We start from the raw sequence: 16,909 nt of genomic DNA on the forward strand, positions 1-16,909 counted from the left end.
CCCGCTCGCCGTCCAGCCTCAGCGGGTCACCCGGAGCTCGGCGCTCCGCCGCTCGCCGCCGACCGTCACCTCCAGGGTGACCGCGCCGGGGCGCAGGGCGGTGAGCCGCCCGGTCGCCGGGTCGAAAGCGGCGACATGGCGCCGGCCCGCCTCCTCCGCCGGGCCGAGGAACAGCTCGCGGGAGCCGGCCCAGTCGGCGCTCACCGGGAAGCCCACCGGCACCTCGCGCGCCCCGGTGGCCAGCTCCTGGGTGAGCGTCGCGCCCGCGGTCGCCTCCTCACCGGCCCGCAGCGTCGCCGGGGCGGCCAGGGTGAGCGCGTCCACGTGCGGCCTGGTCTGCACGGTCAGCCAGTCGGGCAGCACCGCCTCAGGCGACTGCCTGGCCCTGGCCTGCTCGCCGCGGGTCACCCGGTCCACGCCCACCAGCGCCCACCCGGTGAAACCGCCCTCGCCCGGCGCGGCGGCCGGCGCCTTGCCCGCGTCCCCACCGATGAAGTACGGCACCCCGTCGAGGCGGTAGCCGTCGAAGACCCCCACGTGCGCGCCGAAGAACGCCACGCCCTTGCCGGTCTCCCGCCGGAACTCCGCCAGCCAGTCCTCGAGCAGCGCGGCCTCCAGCCGGTCCGTCAGCTGGCTCGCCGGTTGCGCCGTGGTGTCACGCGGCGGCACGTGCGCCATGACCACCACCGAGCCGATCGAGCCGTCCTCGGCCGCCGCGTCCAGCTGCGCCCGCAGCTCCCGGATCTGGGCGAAGCCGCCGCCACGCAGGGTCAGCGACGAGGTGTCCAGGGTGATGAAGCGGGTGCCCCGGTGGTCGAAGGTGAGCTGGGCGGGGCCGAACTCCTCCTCGAAGCCGTCGACCGAGCCGCCCATCACCTCGTGGTTGCCCGGCACGTAGTACCAGGGGACGGCGTCCCCCAGCTCCTCCTCGATCACCCGGCGGGCGAACGCCAGGTCCTCGGGCGAGCCCTCGTCCACCCAGTCGCCGTTGATCACCACGAAGTCCGGATCGGCCGCCCGGGCCTCGCGCAGCGTCCGCCTGGCCAGCGCCACGATGTCGCTGTCCGGCGCCCGCGCGACGAACTGGGCGTCCGACACCACGGCGAACCGCCAGTCGCGGCCCGCGGTGTCCGCCGCCGAGCCGATCAGCGGATCGGCCGGCCGCTCCGGCTCCGGGAGCGTCACCTCGGGCGGGGTCTGGGCCCGCAGCTCGTCGAAGACGATCTCGTCGCGGTACAGCGCGTCCGGCCGGGTCTCGGCGATATAGAAGCGCCGCACCGACAGCGGGTAGGCGACCCCCTCCGGCACCTCGAAGGTGACCTGACGCCAGCCCTCCCAGGTGAGGTGCGGGCCGCGCAGCACCTGGCTGACGCCCTGGGCGTCCACCAGGTGGAGCGAGGGCCAGGAGCCGCGGCCGTCGCCCTCGATCCACAGGGTGAAGCTCTGCGGCTGGCCGGCGACCGGGATGTCGGCCCGCGGCGTGGCGTAGGCCGCGCGGGTCGCGGTGGAGAGGGCGAAGTCGTAGCGCATCCGCAGCCCGGCGCCCTCCCGGCCGGCCGGCTCGGCGGCCAGCGAGCCGCCGGCCCTGGCGTGGCTGAAGGACCAGGCAGCGGCGTTCTCGAAGTCCGCCACCACCGTGTCCTCCAGGCCGACGGTCACGGCCACGGTGGTCTCGGCACCGCCCACGGTCGCGGTGATCAGGCCGGAGGCGGCGCCCGCCCCGGAGGTCGCGGCCACGGTGAACCCGCCGGCCGCCGGGTCCGGCTCGACCCGGAACAGCGAGGTGTCGTAGTCGAGCTCGACGTCGGCCGGCTCGACGGGGGCCGTGGAGCCGCCGGCGTCGTGGCCGAGGACGCCGAAGGACCCGGTGGCGGCCGGGTCGGCGAGGCCGACGCGCTGGGTGGTCGGGGTGATCCTGGCGAGGTCGCCGAGCACGGTCAGCTCGACGGAGCCGGTCGCCCGGCCCCGCGACGCGGTGACCTCGACCGTGCCGGGCCGGCGGGCCGTGAAGACGCCGTCGCCGGCCACCGTGCCGGTGCCCGGCCGGCCGGAGCGCCAGCGCGGCTCGGCACCGGGGTCGGCGGGGCCGTAGGTCTCGTCGTGGCCGACGGCGGTCAGCCGGCGGGTGAGGCCGGGGAAGACCCGCTCCGGGTGGCCGCCTGGTACCGGGTCGGCGGTGGGCGCCAGCTCGGGGTCGGCCACGGTGCCGACCCGGTAGCCGGTCACCGCGCCGTTGCCCTCCGGCGCGGTGATCGCCAGGCCGTTGGGCACCTCCCGCTGCTCGCCGTCGGACGGGCTGTTGACCACGGTGGGCGCGGCCGCGCCGGGGGCGCGGGCCAGCAGGGTGCTCGACCCGCCGCCGTCCAGGTTGAGCGCGCTGTAGGCGCCGAGGTCGTCCATCATCAGCGCCAGCTCGGTGAGGGTGACGCCGCCCGAGTGGGCCTGCCGGCCGTCCACGCTCAGCACGTACATCTCCTGGCCGTCCCGCGAGAAGCCCACCGCGGTGCGCGGCGCCGTGGCGTTGTTCGGCCGGCCCTCCCAGTCCACCGGCTCACCGTCGGCCACCAGCACGCCGCGGCCGCCGACCGCGGTGCGCGGCAGCGGCCCGCCGTCCCCGGTGCGGGGAGCGTACTCGGTGGCGACCGGGTCGCCGGCGGCCAGCCCCGCCAGGACGTCGGCCCCGGCGTCCCGGCCGAGCAGCACGTAGGAGCCGTCTGGGATCGGGCCGCCACCCGGCTTCTCGGCGACCGAGACCACCCGGTCGTCGGCGACCACGACCTCGGTGACCTCGGCGGCTCCGGTGACCGGCAGCGCCCGGTCGGCCTCGCCCCACAGCGGGGTGTAGAGCCCGATGCCGCCGGCCGGGACGGTGGCCGCGTTGAAGCCGGCCAGCTCGGCCTCGCCGGCGGGCAGCGTGAGGGTGCCGTCGAAGTAGAGGTCCAGGACGCGGCCGGCGCCGTCGGGGCCGAAGGCCGCGGCCTGGGTGGCGCCGGTGGTGCCCGAGTGGCGCAGCGCGCCGTCGGCGATGCCGGGGCCGAGCGGGGCGCTGGTGGCGTTGATGTCGAAGAAGTCGCCGTTGATGGCGGCCACGGTGGTGCGGCCGTCACCCGGGTCGTGTTCGGCCACCATCTCCTCGACGGTGGCCGCCGAGGCGACCGCGTCGGCGGCGAGGTAGTCGACGCGCAGATCGCTCGTCAGGTCGACGCTGAGCGCCTGGGCGCTCAGCCACTTGTCGGACTCCAGGCGCTGGTATGTCGTCAGCTCGGCGCCGGGCGCGACCGGCAGTTCGGTGCGCGCCAGCTCCAACCCGTCGCCTTCGGCCACCGAGGCCGGGCGTGACGTGGCGCCGGCCGACGGCGGGGCCGGCACGGCGACCAGCGCCGCCGCGGCCCCTAGCGCGAGCAGTGAACGGACCCCACGTCTCCCGCGTGCGGCGAATCGTGACACCGGTACTCCCTTGGACGCTTGCCGCGTCGGCGCCGGGCGCGCCGACCGCCGCTCAGCGTTCCAAGGGAGTACCGGTCCTCACCAGAGGGCCGCCACGAACTCTGGGGTAACAACTCGCCCGGCCCCGGCATCCGTTACGGGGCGTCAGCTCCCCTTCGCGGTGGACCGCCGCGTGGCGGCCCGCTTCGGCTTGGCACTGCCGCCCGCGGCGGCCCGGCGGCCGGCGGGGGCGGGCGATCCGGCGGAGGGGAGATCGCCGAGCAGGTCGCGGAGGAACTTGCCGGTGTGGCTGGCCGGCTCCGAGGCGACCTCCTCAGGCGTGCCCTGGGCGACGACCTGGCCGCCGCCCGAGCCGCCCTCGGGGCCCATGTCCACGACCCAGTCGGCGGTCTTGATCACGTCCAGGTTGTGCTCGATGACGATCACCGTGTTGCCCTTGTCGACCAGGTCGGACAGCACCGAGATCAGCTTGCGGATGTCCTCGAAGTGCAGACCGGTGGTCGGCTCGTCCAGCACGTAGACGGTGCTGCCGGTGGAGCGCCGCTGGAGCTCGGCCGCCAGCTTGACCCGCTGGGCCTCGCCGCCGGAGAGGGTGGGCGCCGGCTGGCCGAGCCGCACGTAGCCGAGGCCGACGTCGCGCAGGGTGCGCAGGTGGCGGGCGATGCCGGGGACGGCCTCGAAGAAGTCGAGCGCCTCCTCGATCGGCATGTCCAGCACCTCGGCGATGGACCTGCCCTTGTAGTGGACCTCCAGCGTCTCCCGGTTGTACCGGGCGCCGTGGCAGACCTCGCACGGCACGTAGACGTCGGGCAGGAAGTTCATCTCGATCTTGATGGTGCCGTCGCCCGAGCAGTTCTCGCAGCGGCCGCCCTTGACGTTGAACGAGAAGCGGCCGGGCTGGTAGCCGCGGACCTTGGCCTCCGTGGTCTCCGCGAAGAGCCGGCGGACGTGGTCGAAGACGCCCGTGTAGGTGGCCGGATTGGACCGCGGGGTGCGGCCGATCGGCGACTGGTCGACGTGCACCACCTTGTCGACCAGGTCGTCGCCGGTGATCCTGGTGTGCCGCCCGGGCACCGCCCTGGCGCGGTTGAGCTCGCGCGCCAGGTGCGTGTAGAGGATGTCGTTGACCAGCGTGGACTTGCCGGATCCCGACACGCCGGTGACGGCGGTCAGCACCCCGACCGGGAAGCTGACGTCGATGTCCTTGAGGTTGTGCTCGCGGGCGCCGTGCACCGTGAGCTGGCGCTTGCGGTCCACCGGGCGCCGCTCCGCCGGAGTGGGGATCGAGCGGGCGCCGGACAGGTACTGGCCGGTCAGCGACTCCTCGTTGGCCAGCAGCTCGGCCAGCGGCCCGCTGTGCACCACCTTGCCGCCGTGCTCGCCGGCGCCCGGGCCGATGTCCACCACCCAGTCGGAGGTGCGGATGGTGTCCTCGTCGTGCTCGACGACGATCAGCGTGTTGCCCAGGTTGCGCAGCCGGACCAGCGTCTCGATCAGCCGGTGGTTGTCCCGCTGGTGCAGCCCGATGGACGGCTCGTCCAGCACGTAGAGGACGCCGACCAGCCCTGAGCCGATCTGGGTGGCGAGCCGGATGCGCTGGGCCTCGCCGCCCGAGAGGGTGCCGGCGGCGCGGTCGAGCGACAGGTAGTCGAGGCCGACGTCGACCAGGAACCGCAGCCGCTCGTTGACCTCCTTCAGCACCCGCTCGGCGATGGTCTTCTCGCGGTCCGTCAGCGTCATCCCGCGCAGGAAGTCCGCGCAGGCGCTGATCGACATCCCGGCCACGTCGGCGATGGACCGCCCCTGCACCGTGACCGCGAGCACCAGCGGCTTCAGCCGGGTGCCGTGGCAGGAAGGGCAGGGCGCCTCCCGCATGTAGCCCTCGAAGCGCTCCCTGCTGTTGTCCGTCTCGGCCTCGGCGTACCGCCGCTGGACGAACGGGATCACGCCCTCGAAGGCCGTGGTGTAGGCGCGCTCCTGGCCGTGCCGGTTCTCGTACCGGACCTCGATCTTGGACTTGTGGCCCTGCAGGATCGCCTTGCGGGCGCGCTGCGGCAGCCCGGCCCAGGGGATGTCGGTGCGGAAGTTCAGCGCCTTGCCGAGGGCGCCGAGCAGCAGGTTGAAGTAGCCCCTGGTCTGCCCGTGCGACCAGGGGTGGATCGCGCCCTCCTCCAGGGTCTTCTCCGGGTCGGGCACGATCAGCTCGGCGTCCACCTCCATGCGGCTGCCGAGCCCTGAGCACTCGGGGCAGGCGCCGAAGGGGGAGTTGAACGAGAAGGAGCGCGGCTCGAGCTCCTCGAAGGACAGGTCGTCGTACGGGCAGTACAGGTGCTCCGAGAACATCCGCTCGCGCTGCGGGTCGTCGGCCGGCAGATCCACGAAGTCCAGGATCACCATGCCGCCGGAGAGGCCGAGCGCCGTCTCCACCGAGTCCGTCAGCCGGCGCTTGGCGCTCTCCTTCACCGTGAGCCGGTCGACGACCACCTCGATGGTGTGCTTCTCCTGCTTCTTCAGCGTCGGCGGCTCGACCAGCTGGATCGTCTCGCCGTCCACCCGGGCCCGGCTGTAGCCCTTCGTCTGCAGGTCGGCGAAGAGGTCGACGAACTCGCCCTTGCGCTCCCGCACCAGCGGCGAGAGCACCTGGAAGCGGCTGCCCTCCTCCAGGGCCAGCACCTTGTCCACGATGGCCTGCGGCGACTGCCTGGCGATCGGTCGGGCGCACTCCGGGCAGTGCGGGCGGCCGATCCTGGCGAAGAGCAGCCGCAGGTAGTCGTAGACCTCGGTGATCGTGCCCACCGTGGAGCGCGGATTGCGCGAGGTCGACTTCTGGTCGATGGAGACCGCGGGGGACAGGCCCTCGATGAAGTCCACATCCGGCTTGTCCATCTGCCCGAGGAACTGCCGGGCGTACGAGGACAGCGACTCGACGTAGCGCCGCTGACCCTCGGCGAAGATCGTGTCGAAGGCGAGCGAGGACTTGCCAGAACCCGACAGCCCGGTGAAGACGATGAGCGAGTCGCGAGGCAGGTCGAGCGAGACGTTCCGCAGATTGTGCTCGCGAGCGCCACGAACGATGAGTCGGTCGGCCACTCCGGATGGCACCTTTCGTGTGAATCCCGGACCGCCCGCGGGACACGGGCGACCCGTCCAAGGGTATGGGTGGCATCTGACAAAAGTCCCCCGGATGCCTTCGGGCCCTGCGCTCCGCAGCCTATAGCACGGGCGTTCGATTCCCGGAAGTTTTCCGTCACCTTCACTCGAAGGTGTGAGGAGATAGCGTGTGATCATGACCGGACCCGCAGCCGACCTCGCCGGCCTCCAGGACGCCACCGAACGCCTCGTCGCCGACGTCGCCACCCTGGACGACGCCGCTGTCGCCCAGCCGTCCCGCCTCCCCGGCTGGACCCGCGGCCACGTCCTCGCCCACCTCGCCCGTAACGCCGACGCCCTGGTCAACGTCCTCCACGGCCGCCCCATGTACCTGAGCGCCGAGGCCAGGAACGCCGACATCGAGCGCGACGCGCCCCGCCCGCTCGCCGTCCACGTCGCCGACGTGCGCGACAGCGCCGACCGGCTGGCCACCGCGGCCGCCGGGCTCACCGACGACGACTGGCGGGCCACCGTGACCCTCCGCGACGGCATGCGGGACGTGGCCTCCGTCATCCCCCTCCGCCGCTGGGCCGAGATCGAGCTGCACGGCATCGACCTCGACGCCGGCCACACCATCGCCAGCCTGCCGAGCGCCTTCCTCGACCGCGCCCCCGGCTACCTCGCCGGGCGCCTCGCCGACCACCCGGCCGTGCCGCCCCTCGAACTCCGCGCCGAGGACGGCCGCACCTGGCGCACCGGCCGCACTGGCGACTCGCCCCTGATCGTCGTCGGCACCGCCGCCGCCCTCGTGGGCTGGCTCAGCGGCCGCACCCCCGGCAGCGGCCTCGCCGCCGCCGAACCACTGCCCGAGCTGCCGGGGCTCTGACCGTCCGTCCCCGACCTGTAGCAGACTGGCCGCCATGGCCTACACCGGAAACGTCGCGGTCGGGGAGCCGGCCGACGCCCACGAGCTCGCCAAGCTGATCATCTCCAAGGTCGCCGTCGGCCCCATGGAGAACAACGCCTACCTGCTGCGCTGCCGGGACACCGGCGAGCAACTGCTGATCGACGCGGCCAACGAGGCCCCCACCCTGCTCAACCTGATCGGTGACGACGGCATCGCCACCGTCGTCACCACCCACCGGCACGGCGACCACTGGCAGGCGCTCAGCGCCGTCGTCGACGCCACAGGCGCCCGCACCCTCGCCGGCCGCCACGACGCCGATGGCATCCCGGTGCCCACCGCCGTCCTCGTCGACGACGGCGACGAGATCACCGTCGGCACCTGCCGGCTCACCGCCCGCCACCTCGTCGGCCACACCCCAGGATCCATCGCGCTGATCTACGACGACCCCGAGGGGCACCCGCACGTCTTCACCGGCGACTGCCTCTTCCCCGGCGGCGTCGGCAACACCCACGACGACCCCGAGGCGTTCGCCACCCTGCTGCGCGACGTCGAGACCAAGCTCTTCGACCAGCTCCCCGACGAGACCTGGGTCTACCCGGGCCACGGTTCCGACACCACCCTGGGCGCCGAGCGCCCCAAGCTCCCCGAATGGCGCGAACGCGGCTGGTGACTGCCCAAGGTCACTGACTGTCAGCCCTCGGCAGTAGGGTTTGGGACATGGCCGATCCATCCAGCTACCGCCCGCAGCCGGGCGAGATCCCCGACTCACCGGGCGTCTACCGCTTCCGGGACGACCACCGTCGGGTGATCTACGTCGGAAAGGCCAAGAGCCTGCGCCAGCGGCTCTCCTCCTACTTCCAGGACCTCGCGGGGCTGCACCCGAGGACGGCCACCATGGTCACCACCGCCGCCTCCGTCGAGTGGACGGTGGTCGGCACCGAGGTCGAGGCGCTGCAGCTCGAGTACTCGTGGATCAAGGAGTACGACCCCAGGTTCAACGTCAAGTACCGCGACGACAAGAGCTATCCCTCGCTCGCCGTCACCATGAACGAGGAGATCCCCAGGGCCCAGGTGATGCGCGGCCCCAAGCGCAAGGGCGTGCGCTACTTCGGCCCCTACGGCCACGCCTGGGCCATCCGGGAGACGGTCGACCTGCTGCTGCGGGTCTTCCCCATCCGCACCTGCTCCGCCGGGGTGTTCAAGCGCGCCAGGGCCGTGGGCCGCCCCTGCCTCCTCGGCTACATCGACAAGTGCTCCGCGCCCTGCGTCGGCCGCGTCACCCCCGAGGAACACCGCGCGCTCGCCGAGGAGTTCTGCGACTTCATGGCCGGCCGCACCGGCACCTACCTGCGCCGCCTCGAGCAGGAGATGCACGAGGCGGCCGAGGAGTTGGAGTACGAGCGGGCCGGCCGGCTGCGGGACGACATCGAGGCGCTGCGGCGCGCCATGGAGAAGAACGCGGTGGTCCTCGCCGACGCCACCGACGCCGACCTGATCGCCCTCGCCGACGACGAGCTCGAAGCCGCCGTGCAGATCTTCCACGTCCGCGGCGGCCGGGTGCGCGGCCAACGCGGCTGGGTCACCGACCGGGTCGCCAACATCTCCACGGCCGAGCTGGTCGAGAGCGCCCTCACCCAGCTCTACGGCGAGGAGCGCGGCGAGTCCGTGCCCCGCGAGGTGCTGGTGCCGGTGCTGCCCGAGCCCGCCGAGCCCGTCGCCGAGTGGCTCGGCGAGCGCCGCGGCTCCCGGGTCAGCCTGCGGGTGCCGCGCCGCGGCGACAAGAAGGACCTGATGACCACCGTGGAGCGCAACGCCAAGCAGGCGCTCGCCCTCCACAAGACCAAGCGCGCCTCCGACCTCACCACCCGCTCCCGCGCCCTGGAGGAGATCGCCGAGGCCCTCGGCCTCGACTCGGCGCCGCTGCGCATCGAGTGCTTCGACATCTCCCACCTCCAGGGCGAGGACGTGGTCGCCTCCATGGTCGTCTTCGAGGACGGCCTGGCCCGCAAGAGCGAGTACCGGCGGTTCCAGATCAGGAGCTTCGCCGGTCAGGACGACGTCCGCGCCATGCACGAGGTGGTCTCCAGGCGCTTCCGCCGCTACCTCCGCGAGCGCGAGAAGACTGGCGAGTGGGCCGTCGAGGAACCGGACGACGACGCTCCCGCGTCCCTCCGCACGGAGGACGGCCGGCCCAGGCGCTTCGCCTACCCGCCCCAGCTCGTGGTGGTGGACGGCGGGCAGCCCCAGGTGGCCGCCGCCCGCCGCGCGATGGACGAACTCGGCATCGACGACGTCGCCGTCTGCGGCCTCGCCAAGCGCCTCGAGGAGGTCTGGCTGCCGGGCGACGACGACCCGGTGATCCTGCCGCGCACCAGCGAGGGCCTGTACCTGCTGCAGCGCGTCAGAGACGAGGCCCACCGCTTCGCGATCCGCTATCAGCGCGGAAAGCGGTCACAATCGATAAGGAAGGGTCCCCTCGACACCGTCACCGGACTCGGGGAGACCCGCAAGAAGGCCCTGCTCAAGCACTTCGGCTCGGTCAAGCGGCTCCGCGCCGCCACGATCGAGGAACTCTGCGAGGTGCCGGGCATCGGCCGCAGGACCGCGGAGACGGTCGCCGCCGCGCTCGCCGAGGGCGGCCCGACCGCCCCGGCGGTCAACACCGCCACCGGCGAGATCGTCGACGGCTGAGCCGGTGGCCCCGGCAAGACCGGCCGGACAGGACCTAGGGCCGGCGCCAGGCCGCGGCGCGGCCCACCCACGCGACCCACACGAAAAGAAAGACAGGCGGGGGACAGCAGACATGAGTGAACAGACCAGAGGCGAAGATCAGACCCCGCCGCCGGGCAACGGCGGCGACGAGGTCACCACCACACCCGAACTGGTGATCATCACCGGCATGTCGGGCGCCGGCCGCAGCACCGCGGCCAAGTGCCTCGAGGACCTCGGCTGGTTCGTCGTGGACAACCTGCCGCCGGCCCTGATCCCGACCATGGTCGACCTCGGCGCCCGCTCCCAGGGCAACGTGGCGCGCATCGCCGTCGTGGTCGACGTCCGCGGTCGCAGCTTCTTCGACAGCCTCCGCGAGTCCCTGACCGACCTGGCGGCCAAGGGTGTCACCCGCCGGGTCGTCTTCCTCGAGGCCTCGGACAACGCCCTCGTGCAGCGCTTCGAGTCGGTCCGCAGGCCGCACCCGCTCCAGGGTGACGGCCGGATCGTCGACGGCATCGCCGCCGAGCGCGACCTGCTCCGCGAGCTCCGCGGCGACGCCGACCTGGTGATCGACACCTCCAACCTCAACGTGCACGAGCTCCGCGCCAAGATGGACGCCCAGTTCACCAGCGGCGACGAGCCGGAGCTGCGCGCCACCGTGATGTCCTTCGGCTACAAGTACGGCCTCCCCGTGGACGCCGACCACGTGGTGGACTGCCGGTTCCTGCCCAACCCGCACTGGGTCCCCGAGCTGCGGCCGTTCACCGGCACCAGCGAGGAGGTCGCCGGCTACGTCTTCGACCAGCCGGGCGCCAAGGAGTTCCTCGACCGCTACGCCGAGATCCTCCAGCTGATCGCCGCCGGCTACCGCCGCGAGGGCAAGCGCTACGTCACCATCGCCGTCGGCTGCACCGGCGGAAAGCACCGCAGCGTCGCCATGTCCGAGCGGCTGGCCCGCCGGCTGGCCGCGGAAGGGATCGAAACGGTCGTGGTCCACCGGGACATGGGGCGCGAATAGGCATGCCGCGCAAGGGCGTTCGGCAGCGCCGGACAGCGGACGGGGTCGGGCACGCCCGGCGAGGCATGCGACAGCTGCGAGGCGGCCGCCGTGCCCAGCCCAAGGTCGTCGCACTCGGCGGCGGCATGGGCCTGGCGGCCTCGCTCGCCGCGCTGCGCCGGATCACCGGCGACCTGACGGCCGTCGTCACCGTCGCCGACGACGGCGGGTCGAGCGGCCGGCTGCGCGCCGAGCTCGGCGTGCTGCCGCCGGGCGACCTCCGCAAGGCGCTGGCCGCCCTCTGCGGCGACGACGACTGGGGCCGCACCTGGTCCGAGGTGGTGCAGCACCGCTTCAAGAGCGAGGGCGCGCTGCACGACCACGCCGTGGGCAACCTGCTGATCGTCGCCCTCTGGGAGCAGCTGGGCGACCACGTCCGCGCCCTCGACCTGGTCGGCAAGCTGCTCGGCGCGCACGGCCGGGTGCTGCCCATGTCCGCCGTCCCACTGGAGCTGGAGGCCCTGGTCCGCGGCCACGAGCCGGCCCGCCCCGAGGAGCTGAGCCGGATCCGGGGCCAGGTCGCCGTCGCGCTGACCCCCGGCGAGGTGCGCGAGGTGGTGCTGGTGCCGGCCGCCCCGCCGGCCGTCCCCGAGGCCGTCGAGGCGGTGCTCGACGCCGACTGGGTGGTGCTCGGGCCAGGCTCCTGGTTCTCCTCCGTCATCCCGCACCTGCTCGTGCCCGACCTGCTCGACGCGCTCACCCGCACCAAGGCCCGGCGCGTGCTCTCCCTCAACCTGGCCCCACAACCCGGCGAAACTGATGGCTTCTCCCCGCAGCGTCATGTGGAGGTTTTGGTACAACACGCCCCTAAACTCGCCTTCGACGTGGTGCTGGCAGACCAGGCCGCCGTCCCGGACCAGGAGAGCCTGAGCCGGGCCGCCGAGCGCCTGGGGGCCAGAGTCCAGCTGGCGCCGGTGGCCGCCGCCGGGGGTTTGCCCGACGGGGCGGTGCCTCCCAGGCACGACCCGGAGCTGCTCGCGGCCGCGTACGACCGTATTTTTCGGATGCATGGAAGGATCGGCCCATGGCGATGACGGCTGCGGTGAAGGACGAGATCTCGCGACTTCCCGTCACCCGCACCTGCTGCCGCAAGTCGGAGGTGTCGTCGATCCTGCGCTTCGCGGGTGGCCTGCACCTGGTCAGCGGGCGGATCGTGATCGAGGCCGAGTTGGACACGGGGATCGCCGCCCGGCGGCTGCGCCGGGACATCCTGGAGATCTTCGGCCACACCTCCGACCTGGTGGTGATGGCACCTGGCGGGCTGCGCCGGGGCAGCCGCTACGTGGTCCGGGTGGTGGCCGGCGGCGACCAGCTCGCCCGCCAGACCGGCCTGGTCGACGGCCGAGGCCGCCCCATCCGCGGCCTGCCACCACAGGTCGTCTCCGGCGCCACCTGCGACGCCGAGGCGGCCTGGCGCGGTGCCTTCCTCGCCCACGGCTCGCTGACCGAGCCCGGCCGCTCCTCCTCGCTCGAGGTCACCTGCCCGGGCCCCGAGGCCGCCCTGGCCCTGGTCGGCGCGGCACGCCGGCTGCAGATCGGCGCCAAGGCCCGCGAGGTCCGCAGCGTCGACCGTGTCGTCGTCCGGGACGGTGACGCCATCGGCGCCCTGCTGACGCGGCTCGGCGCCCACGAGTCGGTGCTCGCCTGGGAAGAGCGCCGGATGCGGCGCGAGATCAAGGCCACCGCCAACCGCCTCGCCAACTTCGACGACGCCAACCTGCGCCGCTCCGCCCGCGCCGCCGTCGCCGCCGGCGCCCGCGTCCAGCGGGCCCTGGAGATCCTCGGCGAGGAGGTGCCCGAACACCTGGCGGCCGCCGGCCGGCTGCGCATGGACCACAAGCAGGCGTCCCTCGAGGAGCTCGGCGCCCTGGCCGAGCCGCCCCTCACCAAGGACGCGGTCGCCGGCCGCATCAGGCGGCTGCTCGCGATGGCCGACAAGCGGGCGCAGGACCTGGGCATTGCCGGTACCGAGGCCAGCCTGACCGAGGAGATGGTGGGCTGACGCCCGGGCCGGCCGCCGCCCCCGGGCCCCGGCCGGGTCGCTCGTAAGGGGCATCGTCCCCGGCCAGGCAGGGGGCGCGCCGGCCCATGATTCCGGGCCGGAACACCCCATGGCCGATGTCACCGGCCGGATCCGGGCGCGGTAGGGTCGGAGACGGTCGGGGACATCCCAATACAGCATCGCCGGTATCCGTTTCGCCGGCGTACCAACGAGGAGATCGGTTCGTGACGATCCGCGTAGGAATCAACGGCTTTGGCCGTATCGGTCGCAACTACTTCCGCGCGCTCCTTGAGTCGGGAGCGGATGTCGAGATCGTTGGCGTCAACGACCTGACCGACAACGAGACGCTGGTCCACCTGCTGAAGTACGACAGCATCCTCGGCCGCCTCAAGGCGGAGGTCAGCCACACCGAAGACACCATCACGGTGGGCGACATGACCTTCAAGACGCTGGCCGAGCGCGACCCGGCCGCCCTGCCCTGGGGCGAGCTCGGCGCCGACATCGTCATCGAGTCGACCGGCATCTTCACCAAGAAGGCGGACGCCGCCAAGCACATTGCCGCCGGCGCCAAGAAGGTCCTGATCTCCGCGCCCGCCAAGGACGAGGACATCACGATCGTGATGGGCGTCAACCAGGACAAGTACGACGCGGCCAACCACCACATCGTCTCCAACGCCTCCTGCACCACCAACTGCGTGGCGCCGATGGCCAAGGTGCTCGACGAGAACTTCGGCATCGTCAAGGGCCTGATGACGACGGTCCACGCGTACACCAACGACCAGCGCATCCTGGACTTCCCGCACAACGACCTGCGCCGCGCCCGCGCCGCCGCGATCAACATCATCCCGACCACCACCGGTGCCGCCAAGGCCACGGCGCTGGTCCTGCCGCAGCTCAAGGGCAAGCTGGACGGCATCGCGCTGCGCGTCCCGGTCCCCACCGGCTCCGTCACCGACCTGGTGGTCGAGCTGGACCGCGAGGTCACCAAGGACGAGGTCAACGCGGCCTTCAAGTCCGCGGCCGAGGGCCAGCTCAAGGGCATCCTCGAGTACACCGAGGACCAGATCGTCTCCTCGGACATCGTCAACTGGCCGGCCTCCTGCACCCTGGACGCCTCGCTCACCATGGCGCAGGGCAAGCAGGTCAAGATCGTCGGCTGGTACGACAACGAGTGGGGCTACTCCAACCGCCTCGTCGACCTGACCGTGTTCGTCGGCGGCCAGCTCTGACCAGGAGCTGACGAGCCCGATCAGCGGTGGAGCACGAAGAACAGGGGCCCGCGGCACGCGCCGCGGGCCCCTGTGCCACGGACACAGCCCCCAGGAGTCGGAACACACACCATGCAGACCATTGACGATCTTCAGGTCGCCGGGCGGCGGGTCTTCGTCCGCGCCGACCTCAACGTCCCGCTCGACGGCGAGACCATCACCGACGACGGCCGCATCCGCGCCGTCGTGCCCACGATCGCCAGGCTCGCCGACGCCGGCGCCAGGGTGATCGTCGCCTCGCACCTCGGCCGCCCCAAGGGCGCCCCCGAGCCGCGGTTCTCGCTCGCCCCGGTCGCCAGGCGGCTCGGGGAGCTGCTCGGCAAGCCCGTCGCCTTCGCCGCCGACACCGTCGGCGACAGCGCGGCCGCGACCGTCGCCGGGCTCGGCGAAGGACAGGTCGCGCTGCTGGAGAACCTGCGCTTCAACCCCGGTGAGACCAGCAAGGACGACGCCGAGCGCGGCGCCTTCGCCGACGCCCTCGCCGCCCTCGCCGACGTCTACGTCGGCGACGGCTTCGGCGCCGTCCACCGCAGGCACGCCTCCGTCTACGACCTGCCCGCCCGGCTGCCGCACGCCGTCGGCGGCCTGATCGCCACCGAGGTCGGCGTGCTGCGCCGGCTCACGGATGACGTGGCCCGCCCCTACGCGGTTGTGCTCGGCGGCGCCAAGGTCTCCGACAAGCTCGGCGTCATCGACCACCTGCTGAAGCGCGCCGACCGCATCCTGATCGGCGGCGGCATGGCCTACACCTTCCTGAAGGCCCTCGGTCACGAGGTCGGCGACTCGCTGCTCCAGGAGGACCAGATCCCGACCGTCCAGGGCTACCTGGCCGAGGCGAAGGAGCGCGGCGTCGAGTTCGTGCTCCCGGTCGACGTCGTCGCCAGCAAGGAGTTCCCCGACCTGTCGGCCAAGGCGCCGGTCGAGGCCACGGTGGTGTCCGCCGACGCCATCCCGGCCGGCCTCATGGGCCTGGACATCGGCCCGGCGAGCAGCGAGCTGTACGCCGCCAAGCTCGCCGACGCCGCCACGGTCTTCTGGAACGGGCCGATGGGCGTCTTCGAGCACCCCGACTTCGCCGCGGGCACCAGGGCCGTCGCCCAGGCCCTGGTGGACAGCCCCGCCTTCACCGTCGTCGGCGGCGGCGACTCGGCCGCCGCCGTCCGCATCCTGGGCTTCGACGAGGCGGCCTTCGGTCACATCTCGACCGGCGGCGGGGCGAGCCTCGAGTACCTGGAGGGCAAGACCCTCCCCGGCCTGGCAGCACTGGAGGACTGAACCCATGGCCACTGCGTCTTCGCGCACCCCGCTGATGGCGGGCAACTGGAAGATGAACCTCAACCACCTCGAGGCCATCGCCCACGTCCAGAAGCTGGCCTTCGCGCTCGCCGACAAGGACTACGACGCCGTCGAGGTCGCCGTCCTGCCGCCCTTCACCGACCTGCGCTCCGTGCAGACCCTGGTCGACGGCGACAAGCTCAAGATCAGGTACGGCGCCCAGGACATCTCGGCCCACGACTCCGGCGCCTACACCGGCGAGGTCTCCGGGCTCATGCTGGCCAAGCTGAACTGCGCCTACGCCGTGATCGGCCACTCCGAGCGCCGCCAGTACCACGGCGAGGACGAGGCCGTCTGCAACGCCAAGGTCAAGGCCGCCTACCGGCACGGGATCACCCCGATCCTCTGCGTCGGCGAGCCGCTGGAGGTCCGCAAGGCCGGCACCCACGTCGCGCACACCCTCGCCCAGCTCGACGGCGCCCTGAAGGACGTGCCGGCCGCCCAGGCCGAGTCCATCGTGATCGCCTACGAGCCGGTCTGGGCCATCGGCACCGGCGAGGTCGCCACCCCGGAGGACGCCCAGGAGGTCTGCGCGGCGATCAGGGCCCGGCTCGCCGAGCTCTACGACGGCGCGCTCGCCGAGAAGGTCAGGATCCAGTACGGCGGCTCGGTCAAGGGCGGCAACGTGGCCGCGATCATGGCCCAGCCCGACGTGGACGGCGCCCTCGTCGGGGGCGCCTCGCTGGACGCCGACGAGTTCGTCAAGATCGTCCGATTCCGCGACCAGTAGAATCAGTTAAATCGGTACCGCGCGGTACGCTGTCGGGGGCCGGCCGGCGTGGGCACGTAGCCGTGCCGTCGGCCCAAGGCAGAGATCACTTGTCCGTGCGACGTTGTTGAGAGAGTTGGTCCAGTCGTGGAAACGGCGTTCCAGATCGCGCTGATCATCTTCAGCTTCCTGTTGGCCCTGCTCGTGCTGATGCACAAGGGGAAGGGCGGCGGTCTCTCCGACATGTTCGGCGGGGGCATGCAGTCCTCGGTCGGTGGCTCCTCGGTCGCCGAGCGCAACCTGGACCGGATCACCGTGGTCATCGCCGTCATCTGGTTCGGGATCGTCGTGATCCTCGGTCTCCTGATGAAGGCGTGACGGC

General features: G+C 72.5%; 12 protein-coding genes. 10 read left to right on the forward strand and 2 right to left on the reverse strand.

Annotated features, from left to right (window positions below; all coding sequences use genetic code 11):
- Positions 1 to 18 precede the first annotated feature (18 nt).
- Positions 19 to 3,447 (reverse strand): phosphodiester glycosidase family protein, encoded by a 3,429-nt coding sequence (locus ACYVPE_RS01850; protein ID WP_461031552.1) that lies wholly within the window; start codon positions 3,445 to 3,447, stop codon positions 19 to 21.
- Positions 3,448 to 3,591: 144 nt separating this feature from the next.
- Positions 3,592 to 6,537 (reverse strand): excinuclease ABC subunit UvrA, encoded by a 2,946-nt coding sequence (gene uvrA, locus ACYVPE_RS01855; RefSeq protein WP_461031553.1) that lies wholly within the window; start codon positions 6,535 to 6,537, stop codon positions 3,592 to 3,594.
- Between the two features lie 196 nt (positions 6,538 to 6,733).
- Here uvrA and ACYVPE_RS01860 point away from each other — a divergent pair, with 196 nt between their 5' ends.
- The 10 genes from ACYVPE_RS01860 to secG all read left to right on the forward strand — a co-directional run bounded on the left by ACYVPE_RS01860 (position 6,734) and on the right by secG (position 16,905).
- Positions 6,734 to 7,423: a maleylpyruvate isomerase family mycothiol-dependent enzyme gene (locus ACYVPE_RS01860; protein ID WP_461031554.1), complete on the forward strand. Its 690-nt coding sequence runs from the start codon at positions 6,734 to 6,736 to the stop codon at positions 7,421 to 7,423.
- A gap of 34 nt (positions 7,424 to 7,457) precedes the next feature.
- On the forward strand, positions 7,458 to 8,114 hold the full coding sequence (locus ACYVPE_RS01865) for an MBL fold metallo-hydrolase (protein ID WP_461031555.1): 657 nt from the start codon (positions 7,458 to 7,460) through the stop codon (positions 8,112 to 8,114).
- A 47-nt stretch (positions 8,115 to 8,161) separates the two neighbouring features.
- Complete coding sequence (uvrC, locus tag ACYVPE_RS01870; RefSeq protein WP_461031556.1) at positions 8,162 to 10,135, forward strand: excinuclease ABC subunit UvrC; 1,974 nt, start codon at positions 8,162 to 8,164, stop codon at positions 10,133 to 10,135.
- Between the two features lie 112 nt (positions 10,136 to 10,247).
- Positions 10,248 to 11,174, forward strand: a complete 927-nt coding sequence (gene rapZ, locus ACYVPE_RS01875; RefSeq protein WP_461031557.1) for an RNase adapter RapZ — start codon at positions 10,248 to 10,250, stop codon at positions 11,172 to 11,174.
- Positions 11,175 to 11,239: 65 nt separating this feature from the next.
- Complete coding sequence (locus tag ACYVPE_RS01880) at positions 11,240 to 12,247, forward strand: gluconeogenesis factor YvcK family protein (RefSeq protein WP_461031558.1); 1,008 nt, start codon at positions 11,240 to 11,242, stop codon at positions 12,245 to 12,247.
- The gene (gene whiA, locus ACYVPE_RS01885; protein ID WP_461031559.1) at positions 12,238 to 13,215 is read left to right on the forward strand and encodes a DNA-binding protein WhiA; all 978 of its coding nucleotides are present in this window, start codon (positions 12,238 to 12,240) and stop codon (positions 13,213 to 13,215) included. Before ACYVPE_RS01880 ends, whiA begins: the two co-directional genes overlap by 10 nt.
- A 224-nt stretch (positions 13,216 to 13,439) precedes the next feature.
- Positions 13,440 to 14,444, forward strand: a complete 1,005-nt coding sequence (gene gap / locus ACYVPE_RS01890) for a type I glyceraldehyde-3-phosphate dehydrogenase (RefSeq protein ID WP_461031560.1) — start codon at positions 13,440 to 13,442, stop codon at positions 14,442 to 14,444.
- 111 nt (positions 14,445 to 14,555) lie between these two features.
- Complete coding sequence (locus ACYVPE_RS01895; protein ID WP_461031561.1) at positions 14,556 to 15,758, forward strand: phosphoglycerate kinase; 1,203 nt, start codon at positions 14,556 to 14,558, stop codon at positions 15,756 to 15,758.
- Between the two features lie 4 nt (positions 15,759 to 15,762).
- Positions 15,763 to 16,548, forward strand: coding sequence for a triose-phosphate isomerase (gene tpiA, locus ACYVPE_RS01900; RefSeq protein WP_461031562.1), 786 nt, complete (start codon positions 15,763 to 15,765; stop codon positions 16,546 to 16,548).
- Between the two features lie 126 nt (positions 16,549 to 16,674).
- Positions 16,675 to 16,905 (forward strand): preprotein translocase subunit SecG, encoded by a 231-nt coding sequence (secG, locus tag ACYVPE_RS01905; RefSeq protein WP_461031563.1) that lies wholly within the window; start codon positions 16,675 to 16,677, stop codon positions 16,903 to 16,905.
- The last annotated feature ends 4 nt before the right edge of the window (positions 16,906 to 16,909 follow it).

The sequence above is a fragment of the Streptomyces mayteni genome, from assembly GCF_054783955.1.